This is a genomic window from Methylomonas sp. ZR1, from assembly GCF_013141865.1.
Lineage (GTDB): Bacteria > Pseudomonadota > Gammaproteobacteria > Methylococcales > Methylomonadaceae > Methylomonas.
Genome location: NZ_RCST01000001.1, coordinates 4,197,399 through 4,213,783, shown reverse-complemented (window position 1 = coordinate 4,213,783; position 16,385 = coordinate 4,197,399). Strand labels below are relative to the sequence as shown.

Genomic DNA, 16,385 nt, shown 5'->3' with positions numbered 1-16,385 from the left:
TCAATTCAGCATCGTTTTCAGCGCGGCCAGGCTGGCCTTGCCGCGCTGTTTAATTTCTTCCGGCGGCAACTGTTTTTTGTTGGCCCACTCCAAATCTTCTTCCGGCAACTCGTTTAAAAACCGGCTGGGTTCGCACTCGGTCAAGTCACCAAAACGCTTGCGGTGCGTGCAATAGCTAAAAGTCAAGGTCTGCTGGGCGCGGGTGATGCCCACATACGCCAAACGCCGCTCTTCTTCGATATTGTCAGTTTCGATGCTGTTCTGATGCGGCAACAGGTTTTCTTCCATGCCGATCAAAAACACGTGTGGAAACTCCAGGCCCTTGGCGGCGTGTAAGGTCATCAAGCTGACCTGGTCGCCGGCTTCGTCTTCTTGATTGCGGTCCAAAATATCCAGCAGCATCACCTTGGCAATCACATCGGCCAGCGACTGTTCACTGCCTTGCTCCTTGGTGGCGATACGCTGCAGCCATTCGATTAACTCATACACATTTTTCAGTTTACGCTCGGCCGAAGCGGGGGTTTTGCTGTTTTCCTGTAACCAAGCCGAATAGTTGATCTCGTCTATCATCCGGTTGATCACGACAAAGGTATCCTCGCGCTCGACCTTGATCGCCGTCTCTTTCAACCAATCGCAAAACTTGCTCAAGCGTTGTACCGACTTTTCCGGCAGCCGTTGTTGCAGGCCTAACTCGTTGCAGGCTGCAAAAAGACTGATATGCCGCTCGTTGGCGTAAGCTCCCAGCTTTTCCAGCGTGGTCGGTCCAATCTCCCGGCGCGGCGTGTTGATCACCCGCAAAAACGCCGCGTCGTCATCCCGATTAACCAATAACCGTAAATAGGCCAGTACGTCCTTGATTTCCGCATAGGAAAAAAATGAGGCACTGCCGCTGATGAAATAGGGCACGTTGTTCTCGCGCAATTCCTTCTCGAACAAGCGTGACTGGTGATTGCCGCGATACAGAATCGCATAGTCGCCGTAGCTGCCGCCGGTCTTGAAGCGATGATGCACAATCTCGGCAGTCACTTGCTTAGCTTCGGCCACGTCGTTTTTATGGCTCAGCACCCGTAGCGGGTCGCCATAGCCCAACTCGCTCCAGAGTTTTTTCTCGAAGGCGTGTGGATTATTGGCGATCAACTGGTTGGCCACTTTCAAAATCCGCCCGGCGGAACGGTAATTTTGTTCCAGCTTGATAACTTGCAAGCGGCTGTAATCTTTTTGCAACTGGCTGAGGTTTTCCGGCTGGGCGCCGCGCCAGGCGTAGATAGATTGGTCGTCGTCGCCCACCACGGTAAAGCGCCCCAAATTACCAGCGAGTAATTTCACGAGTTGATACTGAGTAATATTGGTGTCCTGATATTCGTCCACCAGCAGATAGCGAATCTTGTTCTGCCATTTCTCCAGCACTTCGGGATGTTGTTGAAACAGCAATACCGGCAACAAAATCAAATCGTCGAAGTCGGTGGCGTTATAGGCCTTTAAACTGCGGGTAAAAGCCTCGTAAAGCAGCGCAGCAGGCAAACTGTTGGCATCGGCTTGGCTCAAAGCCTGTATCGGCGTGACAAAGGCGTTTTTCCACTGGCCGATTTGCCAGTTGTACTGCTCCACATTATCAATGTCGCAGCCGCCCACGCCGTGACTGACCAGATTGCGCAGCAAGGTCAGCCGGTCCTGTTCGTCGAACAAGGTGATCGCCGCTTTGTAGCCCAGGGCCTTGTGTTCCTTGCGCAGAATATCCAAGCCCAGGGAATGAAAAGTCGATACCCGCAAGCCGCGACTGGCTTTGTCATCAATCAGCCTGCCGACCCGGCTCTTCATTTCCCGCGCCGCCTTGTTGGTAAAAGTCACCGCCGCGATATGTCGCGCAGGCGTACCTTGCTGCACCAGATAAGCGATTTTCTCGGTAATCACCCGCGTCTTGCCGCTACCGGCGCCAGCCAGCACCAACAAGGGATGATCGATGGTTTTAACGGCAGCGAGTTGTTGGGGGTTGAGTTTGGGGGACACGAAAACAAAGGGGTTATTGACAGGCCGGCCATTATCGCAGGGCTAGCTGAAATTGTGTGAACTTGGGCGAATGGGCGTTGGCTTAATGGGAGCTCGCGGAGCACATTGTCTTTTTGGAAATCGGAGACATAGCAACGAGAGTCGCGCAGCCTCAATGCAGCGTCAGCGAAATCGAGGACGTCGGCTTACCGACTACCAATTCTAAAGCGCATGATGAGAAAAGACGGTGCCTAACATGGCAGTCAAACGGACGGGCAAAAAGCTTCGCTTTGCTCTACGTGGCGCAACAAACAAATGAACATGACACACATCAATCTTGTTGCCATACTTTTTACTTGGCGCCGTTACGGCCTTATTCCCTGGGGCAACGCTGATTAAATCCCCCGCCAGGCTTTGAATCTGGTGTTCAGTAGTTGATCTGGCGACGATCCGAGCAGATTATTCATCTAGCGATCATAGTTAAGCCTTAATTTTGCTTGACCTTCCCATTATGTAAACCTTTAGATTGATGCCTCCGGATGGTCTCCGAGGTAAGGTGACTATCCATGACTAAAATTTGAATATTTTTTCAGGAGGTTGAAATGGAATCACATGGGGTAGCCAATCAGAAAACCGCACATGCTTATAACACAGCCGCCGATTTATTCGATCACCCGGCCAACACGTTTTGGAACCGTTTCGGTCATAGCACCATTGAGCGAATAGGTTTGAGGCAAGGTGACCAAGTATTGGATGTTTGTTCCGGAACCGGCGCTTCAGCCTTACCGGCCGCGCGGATGGTCGGCTCGGATGGCCGGGTGGTTGCGGTCGATTTGGCAGAAAAACTATTGACTCGGGCAGCCGATAAAGCCCAAGCCGATGGTCTTGAGAATCTGGAATTTCGGGTCCATGATATGCTTGCTCTAGGTTATCCCGATGGTTATTTCGACGCCGTCGTTTGCGTGTTTGGGATCTTTTTCGTACCTGATATGGCCGCCGCCGTCAAAGAATTATGGCGCCAGGTCCGGCCAGGCGGGCGATTGGCTATTACGACCTGGGGACCGGATTTATTCGAGCCAGCCAACACCTCGCTTTGGCAAGCCATCCGCCAACAACGCCCCGAACTCTATAAAGACTTTAATCCTTGGGATCGTATTTCCACACCGAAAGGACTGTTGGACATGCTGGCCGAAGCCGGTTTAACCGAAGTGCACATTTCTGCCGAAACCGCGACTCATGCTCTGTCTGAGCCTGAGGATTGGTGGACCCTGGCGATGGGTAGCGGTTATCGGGGAACCTTGGATCAGCTCAATAGCGAACAGCTACAGAAGGTGAAGCAGGCCAATCTCGACCAATTAGTGAGCCAATCGGTTACTGAGATTTCAGCCAATGTGATTTATGCCGTCGCCGATAAACCTGTCGTTTAGAGCCTTGCGTTTTTTTCATGAGCGATTTTTTCAAAAAATACCAGGGACTAAAAAAGCAAAAAAATCGCTTGTCCTTCCCATCGCGGTAACCCGCCGGCTTATTGCAATCCGTCAGGCATTAACCGAACCCGCTAGCGGGCAGCGAACTGGCCGCCCGCAACGCCGAGTCCCCCTATTGGAGAGTGAGCGATGAATATCAGCCAAGCTGCGAAAATGACCGGCGTATCCGCCAAAATGATTCGTCACTACGAAGGTATCGGACTGATCAGAAAATGCGTGCGCACCGCATCGGGCTACCGGACCTTGTATTATCCACCCGTGTTTTTCAGGAGATAATGAAATCTCGCAAAACATGCCTGAGGGGCACCTCAGGTTTGGGTCACTGGATGCCGTATCGGACCTTGGACTATTGAAGCCCGAGACGTAGACCCCTGCAGCAGTGACCCACCCTCGATCAACGATCGGACAGTCTCTTCGGCCCGGATTCCGGCAGCCTGCATTCACAAGGTAGATCATTTGAGGTTTTCAATGTCCCATTTTTATCTCGGTATCGATGTTTCAAAAGCCAAGCTGGATTGCTCATTACGCTTGTCCAACGGTAAGTTTCGCGCCAAAGTGGTTCCCAATTCGCTTGAAGGCTTTACAGCTTTGTTGACGTGGCTAAACGCCCAAAAAGCTGAATCCGTGCAGGTCTGCATGGAAGCGACCGGCATTTATTGGGAAGACGTTGCTCAGCATCTGGCAACCAACGGCTTAACTGTCAGCGTCGTCAATCCGGCACAAATCAAAGCTTATGGCGCTTCACGGCTCACCCGCAGCAAGACCGATACGGTCGATGCTAAACTCATTGCCGATTTCTGCGCCGAACGCAAACCATCCGCTTGGCAACCCCGTTGCGAGGCGGAAGTCACGTTACGCGCACTAGTGCTGCGCCTGGACGCCCTGCAAACCATGCGCACCCAAGAAAGCAACCGTTTGCAGGTGGCTCGCGAAGCGGTGCGCGAGGACATTCAGCAGCATCTGAATTGGCTGGATACCGCTATCCAACAATTGATCGACGCCATCAATGATCACATTGATCGCCATCCCGATCTCAAGCAACAGCGCGAATTACTCGACAGCATCCCCGGCATTGGCGAGCGCACCAGCGCTATTATCCTAGCGTTCTACGCCGATACCTCGCGCTTCGCCAATAGCCGACAAGCCGCAGCCTTTGCCGGACTCGATCCTAGGCAATACGAATCGGGTAGTAGTATTAAGGGCAAACCCAGACTCTCCAAAATAGGCCACTCGTTCTTGCGAAAAGCCATGTATATGCCAGCCATGGTCACATTGTATAAAACCGCCTGGGGGAAACAATTCAGGAACCGATTAGCCTGCGCCGGTAAGCCCAATAAACTCATTATCGGCGCCATGATGCGAAAATTGATTCATGTGGCGTTCGGCGTCTTAAAATCCGCCAAACCCTTCGATTCGGCTATTCATTTGGCTTGACTTGGATAACAGTATCTACAACGACACCGATTTGCAAGTGTTGCGGATGATCAAACGAGCTAGGGGGCTGGGGTTTTCGCTGGAGCAAATCCGCGATCTGGTTTCGCTGTGGCAAGACCCGGTAAGAGCCAGTGCCGATGTCAAAGCGCTGGCCCAATCCCATGTCGACGATTTGAATCGACGCATTGCCGAATTAACCGAAATGCGCGACATTCTGGCCCGGTTGGCTCAGACCTGTAGCGGGGACAATAAACCGGATTGCCCGATTATCGATACATTGGTACTCGGCCAGCAGCTGGTTTAAGACTACATAATCCAGCGATTATTCTCCCTTGGTTGCCTCCCCGTTTTGCTGGTTCCGGATCTGCAAATACGCGGAAATGACGAATGTTTAAGGATAATCAGTCCAAGTTATTTACCCGGCCCTCAAATATCGTCGCTCCCGCTTAGGCGGTAATGATGGAACCAGGGAATTTAACAGTCTGATTAATAAGGACAAAAATAGACGTTGTCGAATATGAGGTGTCTAAACCGGGGAAACCAGCGAAGGCTGAATCACGCATCCCCTAAAATCGAACACACTTGGAATCGAAGCACACTTACGGCGCACAACTAACGACCAGTTCATCGCTGTATTGGCCCACTTCCAAATCTTTCACCACATAAACCGCCGTATAACGGCGCAGCTCAGGCTTGCCGGCCACCAATAGCGGGCGGTTATCGACATAACGGGTTTGAGTGTCACGGGCAAGAAACACAAATTCGCTTTCATTCTCGCGCTGGGAATAGATATTGATGCCGTCGCTTTTGAATTTTTGAAAACTCAGTACCACATTACCACCGGTCTGATCGGCAGCCTTCAGCACCGGTTTGGCATCGGTGAGATCCGTATTGATTTCCGCACCGACGATACCCAACAGACTACCCAATGCCTCTGTATAACCAGGGTGAGCCTTGATGCGCCGCGCCAATGCTCTTACCTTATTCTCGAATTGGCCGCGATAAGCCTGCTTATCGGCGGTCGCATGATGCGCGGCCGCAGCGGCAATATTGGCGGCCGACACTTTGCCATGCAGTTCTTGGTTCTCGGTATTGCAGGCGGCAATGTCCTCGTCGGATAAACCCAGCTGGGTTTTCAACGCGGCGAGGTTGAGGATAAACCGGTCATGCCATATCAATAACTCGCCATCGGGACGGGGGAAATAATCTGATTTAGCCATCAGTGTGCTCCTTATAGATAAACGATAAGCAAGCCAGGCAACGGCCAACAGGCCGAATCGCCGGCGGAAGTATTGGAATAAATCGAAGGGAATAACTAGCGTTAAAACTATGTCGCCCAAGAGTATAGATAAGCTATCAACTTACACAAGTGCGGCTAAATGTCGCGCGTTTGGATTTTAAAATTACCCGAAGGCGTAGCTATAGGTTTTAAGGTAACTTCCAAAGCACCCGTGCGGGTTGCCGACCACTGCGAAGACATTCCCAACAATCCCGGCGGCATATAAAAATCCCCGGAAGGCATATCCCAATGTCCGGAATGCACCTACGCAAACCTGGAAGGCGCATCCACCGGACTCGAAGGTGCAGCCATGAAACGCGAAGGCACCACCGGACCTCTCGGGGATGCCGCCGGGAGATTTTTATATGCCAACGGGTTGGGTTTATATGCGGTCGGGGCTGAAGGGAGTGCGTTCGAAGCACTTTTTGAATCGTTACCACACGCCGTGTAGTAACGCCGGGCTTTTCCGCGTCGCGGACCATGCACCGTGACGCAGTTGAACTGTAATCCATATCTTAAGCGCAATTTCTATGTCGCCTAGTTATTAATTACACCTCTATATCGCCATCGTCACGCCAAATTTGGCGTGCCAATCCTGTGTAAAGCTTACCAGACAACCGAAGAACAGCTTCACCTTTCTGCAAAGGTTTATTTAGAGACTGCCCGAGTACTTTCTTCTGTTCATTGTCCGACAGCGTTTGAGGCGAAAAATGTATTCCACATTCTGCCAACTCAGCAAAATCTGTTGCGTTAGCTCCTTTTGTCAAAAAGGCATCCGCATCTTGAGACGCTAGCCAAACAGGAAAGCCCCATGAACGGCCCTGCCGAGCCAAAGAACCCAAAAGACCAGATTTCCCCTCCTTTGGTAGTAACAAATGCGCTTCGTCAACAAACAATACCATTTGCAAAGGCTGAACGCCTTCTTTAACCGCTAGGGCACGATTTAACTGCCGCATGATGCAGTTTAAAATGAAAGCGACAGCCAATACTTTAGTATCGTTGTCGTTACCGAGAGGCTTGAAGTCTATGACTTGTGACGAACTTAACCAGCGCTCAATCGGCTGCGCCCTGTTTGCGTTTGAAAACAGGTTGAATTTGGAAATTTTCTCCAATATTGAGAGCGCAACCCCTTCTTCTCCCCGTTGCTCCAATTCTGCTGCAAGCCCTTGAAAATCTGGACGTTCCAGACTTTCGAACGCATCGCGAATGGCTCTTTCCTGATTTGCACCAAGTTGCGGCGCAAATGCGCCCACCAGAGAAGCAACCTCAGAGGCAATCTGGGCATTTTCCGCCTCGGACTTCCCTCTAAACAAAGGATTGATGGGCAAACCCTCTGAAATGAGACGAATATAATGTGCCCCCGTAATTTGAAGAAAATTATTTCGGGTTTGCGTTTGTTGCGGGTTTGAAGGGTCCTCTTCCAACTCACCTTTCAAGTCGAAAAACAAAAATCTGACACCTTGGCGCGATATTTGGGCCAACAGGTCCAGAGCAAGTTGGCTTTTGCCTGAGCCGGGTTTACCTGAAATTACGGTAAGGCAGTTCCCGCCCGCCGCATTGATTGTCCAAGATTCAACGTCATCAAGTAACTTGATTCGAACCGGATGGTCCACAATCGCCAAAGGCGTTATTGCGGAGCCTTCTTTGGATTGAATAAGTTCAGGACCGGTTTTTGCCGTTTTGATCAACGCTGATGTGAACATGATTTGGTCGCCATTGTATTCGTCCCACAATTGCATGAGACGATGGCAACCGTACTCGAAATAAAGGCGAAACGCTTGCTTGTAGGCAGTTTCATCTAGGGTCGAACCATTGCGATAATTTAGAGCTGCTCTCACTACTGGAGCCAAGTCGTCGCCAACGATAGTTTCTTCAGCTAACTCAATACCCTGGGAATCGGCCACCTTAAATCCATTTGGTAAGCCTTCTCCCAAAGCCAGGAACATTCCAGCTCTGCCCAAGACTGCTTTATTTGGAGCATGGACGCGGCTCCAAACCAATTCCAAGAAATCACCTACAGCGGCACTTGTTTTTATTCTCATGGCAATAATCTCTAAAGCACTCGTTTGAAGTAGTCATTGCTGACTCTAACTTGGTACGAGTTCGATTCTGGATCACCTTGGGGATTTAAGGTGTAGACCCTGGATAAGTGGGGTGCGATTCGGTCAAAAAGATCGCTTTTGGGATCGATTTCTGCGTTAGTAGTCAGAATGATGCTTTGATGACCCGAAAGATATAGTCGTTCCAATACGTTTTCACGGACTTCTTTATCCAGACGCCCCAATGGCGTATCAACTACAAGCGGTGTTACGAAGCGGCCCAAACGACGCAACGCTTCGGTGAATGCCAAAATTCGAACTTGGCGCTGACCAGCCGAGGTATTGGCGCTTTCCCAGGATACGCGACTGCCATCAGACTTTTTCAGGAAGCAATTCCAGTGTTGATCAAACTCCATGCCGACGTATTCTAAGCCTCGGTCGGTTATATCGAGCCACAATCCTCCAACGATGTCAGCAATCTTCTCTCGAAGTGATATGGCTGCGCTGGACTTAATTTGGCTTACAGCGTCCCGATAGCGATGCGCCAAGCTATTGAGATCCCGTCCTTTCTGTACTTTTTGCACTTGCTCCGACAGATTGGTTTCCTCCTTACGAAGCTCGTGGAGTTTATTATTGATTAGGATGCGTTCGGCCTGAATATTGGAAATCTTTTCGTCGATCTGTTCTTTATGTTTTAGAAGGGAGCCTCTGCGCTCACGTAACTCATTGCCGAGAGCGATAGCAGTGCTGTCCGAGTTCAGTACTTTTAACGTTTGATCAAGCTCTCTGAGTTCAGATGTCTTGCGCTCTAATTCAGCACACAAGTTAGCAAGACCTTGTATCGCTGTAGCCTGAGTTCGTAGTTTTGATCTGATCTGAATGCTAAGCTCGTTACGTTCAGGAACAACAAAGATTGTCTCTGACATACCCTCAGGCGGGGGATTGAACAAACTTTGAAGTGCAACATCTATTTGGGCTTCATAGAAACTTCGAAGTAAATCATCCAGCACAAAGTTAGGCGGGACGTTTTCAAACACAGCTTGCTTTACTTGAGGGATTTTTGGCTCTACGCTAGCTTTTCGATTTTCGAAATCTCTTCGGCGTTCCTCCTTCAGTAAATATTCATGAAGCTCTGCGCGGAATCCACCTAACAGAGAAATGGGTAATGTCGATTCCCAGGCCGTGCCAAGATTGGCTTCCAGCTTGTCCTTGGTTGATTTTATTTCCTCGCGCTGTTTGGTCGCTTTAGTCAGTTGTTCAGGATCTACGGCCCCGATAGATTTGAGCTGATCTTCTACATCATCAAGTTCCGATATGTTGTCCCGAAGTTCTTGTTTTTGGTCTGACTCATCAATCGAAAGCGTTTTGAGATTGGACTCATGGCGAAGTATTTCAGCCGTGATGTCGTTTAAGCGACGTTCCGCCTCGGAGCCACTACCGTATATTTTGGGAATTTTATTGGCAGTCAGTTGGCGTAAGTCTTCCTCTAGTTCCGAATAGGAGTAAAGGCCAAGCACTCGGCTGATGCCTTCAGTTATTTCCCGCTCATTTAGCTGGATGCTTTGGCTACGCTCCGCGTCGAAAAAGAAAAAGCGTGTCAAATGGCGTGGCAAAAAAGCGTCGCGCAACTTTTGAACCTTGTCTTCGTCCTCTATCCATTGAGAATCTCCAGATAGATTGGCTTTAGAACTAAAAACCGGAGGTGAATTGGGTCGCCACCTCACCTGACGAACCAATGTCAATGTTCGACCAATACTGCCGGTTTCATCGCGCTGGCTTAATTGTAACGTCATTGAGCAACTGTCTTCGCCCTCGGATTTTGCTCGACGATTCAATGATTCAGCCAAATCAAATCGAGTCGCATCTGAACCCGATTCAACTTTTTTAAGATCAATAGCGCCACTTTCTCCGACAGTGGCTAGATATAGTGCTCGAAGCAGATGGGTTTTACCCGCACCATTCTTGCCACCGATAAGCGTGGCTCGACGGTATCCCTCAGTTCCAAGCTCGAAGGTATGCTCTCCGTAATATGGCCCGAAATTCTTGATAGACAGCGAATCAATATACACCTCAGGCATTCGTTTGTTCCTTTTCCAGTTGGCGCTCTCTCAAATCATCTTGCAATATCTGCAACAGTTCGTCTGGCAAGCCTACAGCACGGTGGCTTTCACCATATTCTTCGACCTTCGAAACAAGCCGTCGCAATGTTTCTATCGATATTTCCTTTTCCGTTGCTACGCGCTCCTCGATTTCTCGCAACTCAGCTTCATCCTTTCTGTCTGGCATGGCGTCACCCTTTTGCTGGAAGATAATATTGACGACCCCCGTACCGTCATCTGGATTGCGAGCGCTATTCCAAAAGGTTTGAATCCAATGCAGCTCTTCTTCACTGATGACAGGGAGACCCGATTCGTCTTGCAAAGCTAACAGTTTAGTTAAAAGCTCTTTCCGAGCCTCAATTTTCAGCGGTCCCGGTCCTTCTTGACCGTTTTTCCGCACCATATCGCGGTAACCGTTCTCTGGATCACGAAAATGCAATAGTGTTTCGCGAAACCGGAGCAGTGATTCCATACGCTGATCTCCAGTGGCTAGCAAACCCTCGCTGGCTTTATCTTTCTCTACTACCGTGCAAGTCCAGCAGCCAAATCTACTATTGCCACATGAGGGTGTAGATTGGTCAACCACCAGCGGGCACTCGCCGCCAGATGCATCCCTATAAAGCTGAAAAAGAGTTTGATTGTCGCCATCCCATGGACAAGGACGTTCCATCAAGTAATCCCAAACCTCGAAAGTAGAGATATGTTCAATCGGGGTCGAAATCCAACAACGAGGTAAGTCGTCATGGCGTCGCAAACCGAATTCGCTCTTAGCCCGAGCATCCAATGTTTGTGCACGTGAGCCGCTCTCGCTTCGACGGGCTCCCAACACAATAATGGCTTCCCCCCAATGCCCGAGCTTACCGCGAATGAATTCGCTGACGGGATCAATCTTTAACCGCTGAGTACACCAACGAAAGGTTCGATTAGGCGGCGGATACCCACGGCCAATAATATTTACCCAAAATGACTGTTGCGCCGTTGGTTTTAATAGATGTGAAGAAATGTTTAATCCATGTGTATCTGAGCAGGCTTGCATAAGGTCCAATTCGCTTTGAACCCTCGCTACAACAGCGGGAATTTCCACACGAGTGTCGGTACAAACAATACAAATCTCTTTATTACGTTGTTCAAGCGGTAGAGCCATCACTACCTCAAAGACCAGGGAAGCAATCATGGAGCTATCTTTGCCACCACTATAGCCCACAATCCATGGCCTAGAGTCCATAGAGTAAAGTCTATGGAGGTTTTCCAGTATTTTTTGAATCATTGCTTTTTAAATATAAGTATTAGTCAAACATCCAAATTCGCCACATCCAGCGCATTCTTCACAATAAAATCCCGACGCGGTTCCACCACATCGCCCATTAGGGTGGTGAAGATTTCGTCGGCGGCAACTACGTCGTTGATGGTGACTTGCAGCATGCGGCGGCCGTTGGCGTCGAGAGTGGTTTCCCAAAGCTGTTCCGGGTTCATTTCGCCCAAACCTTTGTAGCGCTGGATATGCTGGCCTTTTTTGACTTCTTTCATCATCCATTCGAATGCTTGCTTGAAGTTATCCACTTGCTGTTCGCGTTCGCCCATGCGCATGACAGAGGTTTCGCCGAACATGCTGAGGGTTTTTTCTACATAGCGGGCGATTTTTTGATAATCGTTGCCGGCGAAGAACGGCGCGTGCAAGACAAAGCTTTTGGTAATGCCGTGCAGACGCTTACTGACTTCCACATCGAAGTCGTCGCTGCCGCGATATTTTAACTCGGTGCTGAATATGGCTTTATGACCACCCTCGTTCAGATTTTTTTGCAGCAAATCCAACCAGGCTTGCAGCTTTTGCTGATCGGCTTTGATTTCGTCGCTTAACACCTGCATGTAGGTCATTTGCTCCAGATACAGGTCGTCGTAGCGTCTGGACAGGCGATTGATGATGCTCATCACGTCGGCAAATTCAGTCGCCAATTTTTCCAGACCTTGGCCTTGGATGACCGGGGTGTCGGCATCGGTTTGTAGTTGCGCTTTGTCCAAAGCCAATTGGATCAAGTATTGATTTAAGGCGTTGTCGTCTTTGACGTAATGCTCTTGTTTGCCTTTTTTGACTTTGTATAAGGGCGGTTGGGCGATGTAGATGTGGCCGCGCTCGACCAACTCCGGCAATTGCCGATAGAAAAACGTCAGTAACAGGGTGCGAATGTGCGAGCCGTCGACGTCCGCGTCGGTCATGATGATGATGCGGTGGTAGCGGAGTTTATCGATGTTGTATTCGTCTTTACCAATCCCGCAGCCCAAGGCGGTGATCAGGGTGCCGACTTCTTCCGATGAAATCATACGGTCGAAGCGGGCGCGTTCCACGTTAAGGATTTTACCTTTCAACGGCAGGATGGCTTGGGTGCGGCGATCACGGCCCTGTTTTGCGGAGCCGCCCGCCGAGTCCCCTTCCACGATGAACAGTTCGGACAAGGCCGGGTCTTTTTCCTGGCAATCGGCGAGTTTGCCGGGTAAACCGGCAATATCCAGGGTGGTTTTGCGGCGGGTCATTTCCCGAGCTTTTCTAGCCGCTTCACGTGCTCTGGCTGCATCGATAATTTTGGCGGCGATGGCTTTGGCGACTTGCGGTTGTTCCAGCAGGAACTCTTGCAGTTTTTCGTTCATGGTCGATTCGACCAAGGGTTTGACTTCCGATGACACTAATTTGTCTTTGGTCTGCGAGGAGAACTTGGGATCGGGGACTTTTACCGACAACACAGCGGTTAGACCTTCGCGGGCATCGTCACCGGTGGTGGCGACCTTTTCTTTTTTAGCCAGGCCGTTAGTTTCGATGTATTGGTTGATGGTGCGAGTCAAGGCGCCTCTAAAACCGGCCAAATGCGTACCGCCGTCGCGTTGTGGGATGTTGTTGGTATAGCAGAACACGTTCTCTTGGTAGGAGTCGTTCCATTGCATCGCCACTTCCACCGTTACGCCTTCTTTTTCGGCGATAAAGTGAAAGACTTTTTCAAACAACGGGGTTTTGTTTTTGTTCAGATGCTGCACAAAGGCGCTGATACCGCCCTCGAATTCGAATACATCTTCCTTGCCGGATCTTTCGTCGCGCAAGGAGATGCGCACACCGGAATTTAAAAACGACAGTTCCCGCAAACGTTTGGCAAGGATGTCGTAATGAAATTCGATATTGGTGAAGATAGTTGGGCTGGGCTTGAAGTTGATGTAGGTACCGCTACCTTCACAATCACCTATCACCGCTAAAGGCGCTACGGGTTCGCCGAGCACGTATTTTTGCATGTGTAGCTTACCGTTCTTACGAATCTTTAGGGTCAACTCTTCAGACAAGGCGTTTACTACCGAGACACCTACGCCGTGTAAACCGCCGGAGACTTTGTAGGCGTTATCGTCGAATTTACCGCCAGCATGCAGGATGGTCATGATGACTTCGGCGGCGGAACGGCCTTCTTCCTTGTGTATATCCACCGGAATACCGCGACCATCGTCGTAGACAGATACTGAACCGTTTTCATGGATCACGACATCGACGCCTTTGCAATAACCAGCCAATGCTTCGTCGATGGAGTTATCGACCACTTCGAACACCATGTGATGCAAGCCGGAACCGTCATCGGTGTCGCCAATGTACATGCCTGGACGTTTTCTGACCGCATCCAAGCCTTTAAGTACTGTGATATTCGAACTGTCGTAATTTTCACTCATGGGTATATCCATTGTGTTGTGTTTTACCGCAACGATGCCCGGCCTTCATGTCACTCATGAATCGGTTGTATCGTGTGTGATGGGAGTTGTTAATTTTTATTATTTGTTCCACGTGAAACATCAAAATTGTTTTACATCGCCGTGTTCCACGTGAAACCATTTATAGTTTTCTACCGAACTTAAGTCGCCAAAATCAGCTATATCGGTACTGCTGATAAAAACCTGGCAACTCAATCCAACGAGGTATTTTATCAATTTTGCCCGGTTTTCTGTATCCAATTCGGACGCTAGATCGTCAATGAGAATGCAGCACGAGTATGGGCTTTCCTGGTTTAATAAAGTCACTTGCGCTAACAACAAAGCCAAGACCAAAAGCTTTTGTTGTCCGCGTGACAGATAGTCTCTAGCCAGTCTTTTGTTTTGATACGTTTGAAAATCCGCTCGGTGCGGGCCGCTATGTGTAAAGCCATAGCGCATATCTCGGTCTAGATCGTTTTTCAAAATAAAGTCTAAGGCTTGTCTATCGTCCCAGCCTGGCAAGAAGCGTAAATCGACATCATCCCTATCCAAGAAATGGCCAGCCATTTCTAAAAACACCGGTTGCAGGCTGGCTACATAGGCCAAACGAAAATCGTTAATCACCTGCCCGTATTCCACAAGTTCTTTGTCCCAGGCAGGCAGCTGCTTGATTTGCCGGGTTTTCAACAAAGCGTTGCGTTGCTGCAAAGCCTTATTAAACTTGCGCCAACAGGGCAGAAAGTTTTTGTGCTGATTAAAAATCCCCCAGTCTAAAAACTCTCTACGGATTTGCGGCCCGGAGTCCAGCAAGCGATAACTCTTGGGATGAATCAATTGCACCGGCAATGCGTAAGCCAAATCCGCTTTTTGCCGATCTTCCTGATCGATGCGGATATGGCATTGTTTATTGTCAATCTGTATCCCCAGCGTACTGACCGAACCGGAGTGTTGCCGATTTTGCGCCGACACGGTCAATTGCGACTGTTCGAAAGAAATTGCCTGCTTGGTATGGGTCGTTCTAAACGAACGGGATCTACCCAAAATAAAAATAGCTTCCAGCAGCGAACTCTTGCCGCTGGCATTGGCGCCGGTGATGAAATTAATGGCAGGAGACGGCGAGATACTTGCGGAATGGATGTTTCTGACCGACAGCACATCCAGCTTTAATAAGGTCATAATCCCTGGACAACCTACATCCGCATCGGCATCACAATAAATTTAAATAAAGGCTGTTCGGGTTCTTCAATAAAACAACTGCTGGCATTGCCGGCTATGGTCAGCACCGCCATTTCGGAATCCAAATTGGACACAGCATCCAACATGTACTGCGAGTTAAACGAAATACTCAAGGGCTCACCTTGATAATCGATGATCAACTCTTCCTCGGCCTCGTCATGCTCGGGATTATGCGTACTGAGTTTCAGCAAATCGCCGGATATATCGAAAGTCACGCCCTTGTACTTTTCATTAGACAGAATCGCCACCCGCGTTAACGCATCTCGCAAGACTTGTTTTTGGATTAGCAAAGGACTCATAAAGCTTTGATTAAACACTTTACTGAAATCCGGAAACTTGGCATCGATCAGTTTGGAAGAAAACACCACATCCTTGTAATAAATTCGGATGTTGTTGCTGGAAAACTGGATGTTTAGTTCAGCGTCTGCATCGTCCAGCAAGCGGCTAAGTTCCTGCACCGCTTTTCTGGGCATGATGATGCGGGATTCATAACCGGTCGCCTGTCCAATATCGTCTTCATAAATCGACAAACGATGACCATCGGAAGCCACCAACTTCAGCCTGGAATTACTCACGTTCAACAACAAACCGTTCAGGTAATAGCGTACGTCCTGATTAGCCATGCAAAATACGGTTTTATCCAACGCCTTCTTAAATTTGCCGGCATTCAGCAAAAAGCTGTGCTCAAACTCTGACTCATTGAATTCAGGGTAATGCTCGGCCGGAAGGGTGCTCAACGAAAATCGGCTACGCCCGGCGACAATCTTGACTTTGTCATCTTGTAATTCGAAGTGAATTTCCGCGCCATTGGGTAATAAGCGGCAAATATCCAGAAATTTTCTGGCAGGAACCGTGATTTCTCCAGAATGTGCTATTGATTCGATATTTAACTTAGCAACGATCTGGATTTCCGTATCCGTACCGGTCATCACCAGCTGCTCGTCGCTGGCCTGCAACAACACATTGGACAGAATCGGCATGGTTTGCCGTTTCTCGATAACGCTGACGATTTGCTGCAACGGCGGCAAAATTTGATCTTTGCTAATAATAAATTTCATATAAATATCTTTTATATATTGTTACTACTATGTAAACAAAAAGCTGTGGAAAA

11 protein-coding genes and 1 pseudogene are annotated in these 16,385 nt (G+C 49.3%); 4 read left to right on the top strand and 8 right to left on the bottom strand.

Annotated elements, in window-relative coordinates:
- Nucleotides 1-2,007 (bottom strand): DNA helicase Rep, encoded by a 2,007-nt coding sequence (gene rep, locus DDY07_RS19165; protein ID WP_171697046.1) that lies wholly within the window; start codon nucleotides 2,005-2,007, stop codon nucleotides 1-3.
- Between the two features lie 581 nt (nucleotides 2,008-2,588).
- Here rep and DDY07_RS19160 point away from each other — a divergent pair.
- The 4 genes and pseudogenes from DDY07_RS19160 (at nucleotide 2,589) to DDY07_RS19145 (ending at nucleotide 5,211) form a co-directional block, all read left to right on the top strand.
- The gene (locus tag DDY07_RS19160; RefSeq protein ID WP_101053667.1) at nucleotides 2,589-3,413 is read left to right on the top strand and encodes a class I SAM-dependent methyltransferase; all 825 of its coding nucleotides are present in this window, start codon (nucleotides 2,589-2,591) and stop codon (nucleotides 3,411-3,413) included.
- A 189-nt stretch (nucleotides 3,414-3,602) separates the two neighbouring features.
- Nucleotides 3,603-3,713: pseudogene (locus tag DDY07_RS19155) on the top strand (MerR family DNA-binding transcriptional regulator); the annotation flags it as partial.
- Between the two features lie 228 nt (nucleotides 3,714-3,941).
- On the top strand, nucleotides 3,942-4,907 hold the full coding sequence (locus tag DDY07_RS19150) for an IS110 family transposase (RefSeq protein WP_171694354.1): 966 nt from the start codon (nucleotides 3,942-3,944) through the stop codon (nucleotides 4,905-4,907).
- 1 nt (nucleotide 4,908) lies between these two features.
- Complete coding sequence (locus DDY07_RS19145) at nucleotides 4,909-5,211, top strand: MerR family DNA-binding protein (protein ID WP_216614782.1); 303 nt, start codon at nucleotides 4,909-4,911, stop codon at nucleotides 5,209-5,211.
- 295 nt (nucleotides 5,212-5,506) lie between these two features.
- Here DDY07_RS19145 and DDY07_RS19140 read toward each other — a convergent pair whose 3' ends face one another.
- The 7 genes from DDY07_RS19140 to dnaN all read right to left on the bottom strand — a co-directional run bounded on the left by DDY07_RS19140 (nucleotide 5,507) and on the right by dnaN (nucleotide 16,332).
- Nucleotides 5,507-6,127 carry a hypothetical protein gene (locus DDY07_RS19140; RefSeq protein ID WP_171697044.1) on the bottom strand — a complete coding sequence of 207 codons (621 nt, stop codon included), beginning with the start codon at nucleotides 6,125-6,127 and terminating at the stop codon, nucleotides 5,507-5,509.
- A 607-nt stretch (nucleotides 6,128-6,734) separates the two neighbouring features.
- A complete protein-coding gene (locus DDY07_RS19135) occupies nucleotides 6,735-8,228 on the bottom strand; it encodes an ATP-binding protein (RefSeq protein WP_101053661.1) in 1,494 nt (497 codons plus the stop codon).
- 11 nt (nucleotides 8,229-8,239) lie between these two features.
- Nucleotides 8,240-10,303 (bottom strand): AAA family ATPase, encoded by a 2,064-nt coding sequence (locus DDY07_RS19130; RefSeq protein WP_101053659.1) that lies wholly within the window; start codon nucleotides 10,301-10,303, stop codon nucleotides 8,240-8,242.
- Entirely contained in the window at nucleotides 10,296-11,591 is a 1,296-nt protein-coding gene (gene dndC / locus DDY07_RS19125) for a DNA phosphorothioation system sulfurtransferase DndC (protein ID WP_101053657.1), read from the bottom strand. The genes DDY07_RS19130 and dndC overlap by 8 nt, the downstream gene beginning before the upstream one ends.
- Nucleotides 11,592-11,614: 23 nt before the next feature.
- Nucleotides 11,615-14,020 carry a DNA topoisomerase (ATP-hydrolyzing) subunit B gene (gyrB, locus tag DDY07_RS19120; protein WP_033157627.1) on the bottom strand — a complete coding sequence of 802 codons (2,406 nt, stop codon included), beginning with the start codon at nucleotides 14,018-14,020 and terminating at the stop codon, nucleotides 11,615-11,617.
- A 120-nt stretch (nucleotides 14,021-14,140) separates the two neighbouring features.
- Entirely contained in the window at nucleotides 14,141-15,214 is a 1,074-nt protein-coding gene (gene recF / locus DDY07_RS19115; protein ID WP_171697043.1) for a DNA replication/repair protein RecF, read from the bottom strand.
- A 14-nt stretch (nucleotides 15,215-15,228) separates the two neighbouring features.
- Nucleotides 15,229-16,332, bottom strand: coding sequence for a DNA polymerase III subunit beta (gene dnaN, locus DDY07_RS19110; protein ID WP_171697042.1), 1,104 nt, complete (start codon nucleotides 16,330-16,332; stop codon nucleotides 15,229-15,231).
- Between the last annotated feature and the right edge of the window lie 53 nt (nucleotides 16,333-16,385).

Coding starts and splice junctions, on each gene's coding strand:
- DDY07_RS19160 (WP_101053667.1), top strand. CDS start 2,589: ATGGAATCACATGGGGTAGCCAATCAGAAAACCGCACATGCTTATAAC.
- DDY07_RS19150 (WP_171694354.1), top strand. CDS start 3,942: ATGTCCCATTTTTATCTCGGTATCGATGTTTCAAAAGCCAAGCTGGAT.
- DDY07_RS19140 (WP_171697044.1), bottom strand. CDS start 6,127: ATGGCTAAATCAGATTATTTCCCCCGTCCCGATGGCGAGTTATTGATA.
- DDY07_RS19135 (WP_101053661.1), bottom strand. CDS start 8,228: ATGAGAATAAAAACAAGTGCCGCTGTAGGTGATTTCTTGGAATTGGTT.
- DDY07_RS19130 (WP_101053659.1), bottom strand. CDS start 10,303: ATGCCTGAGGTGTATATTGATTCGCTGTCTATCAAGAATTTCGGGCCA.
- dndC (WP_101053657.1), bottom strand. CDS start 11,591: ATGATTCAAAAAATACTGGAAAACCTCCATAGACTTTACTCTATGGAC.
- gyrB (WP_033157627.1), bottom strand. CDS start 14,020: ATGAGTGAAAATTACGACAGTTCGAATATCACAGTACTTAAAGGCTTG.
- recF (WP_171697043.1), bottom strand. CDS start 15,214: ATGACCTTATTAAAGCTGGATGTGCTGTCGGTCAGAAACATCCATTCC.
- dnaN (WP_171697042.1), bottom strand. CDS start 16,332: ATGAAATTTATTATTAGCAAAGATCAAATTTTGCCGCCGTTGCAGCAA.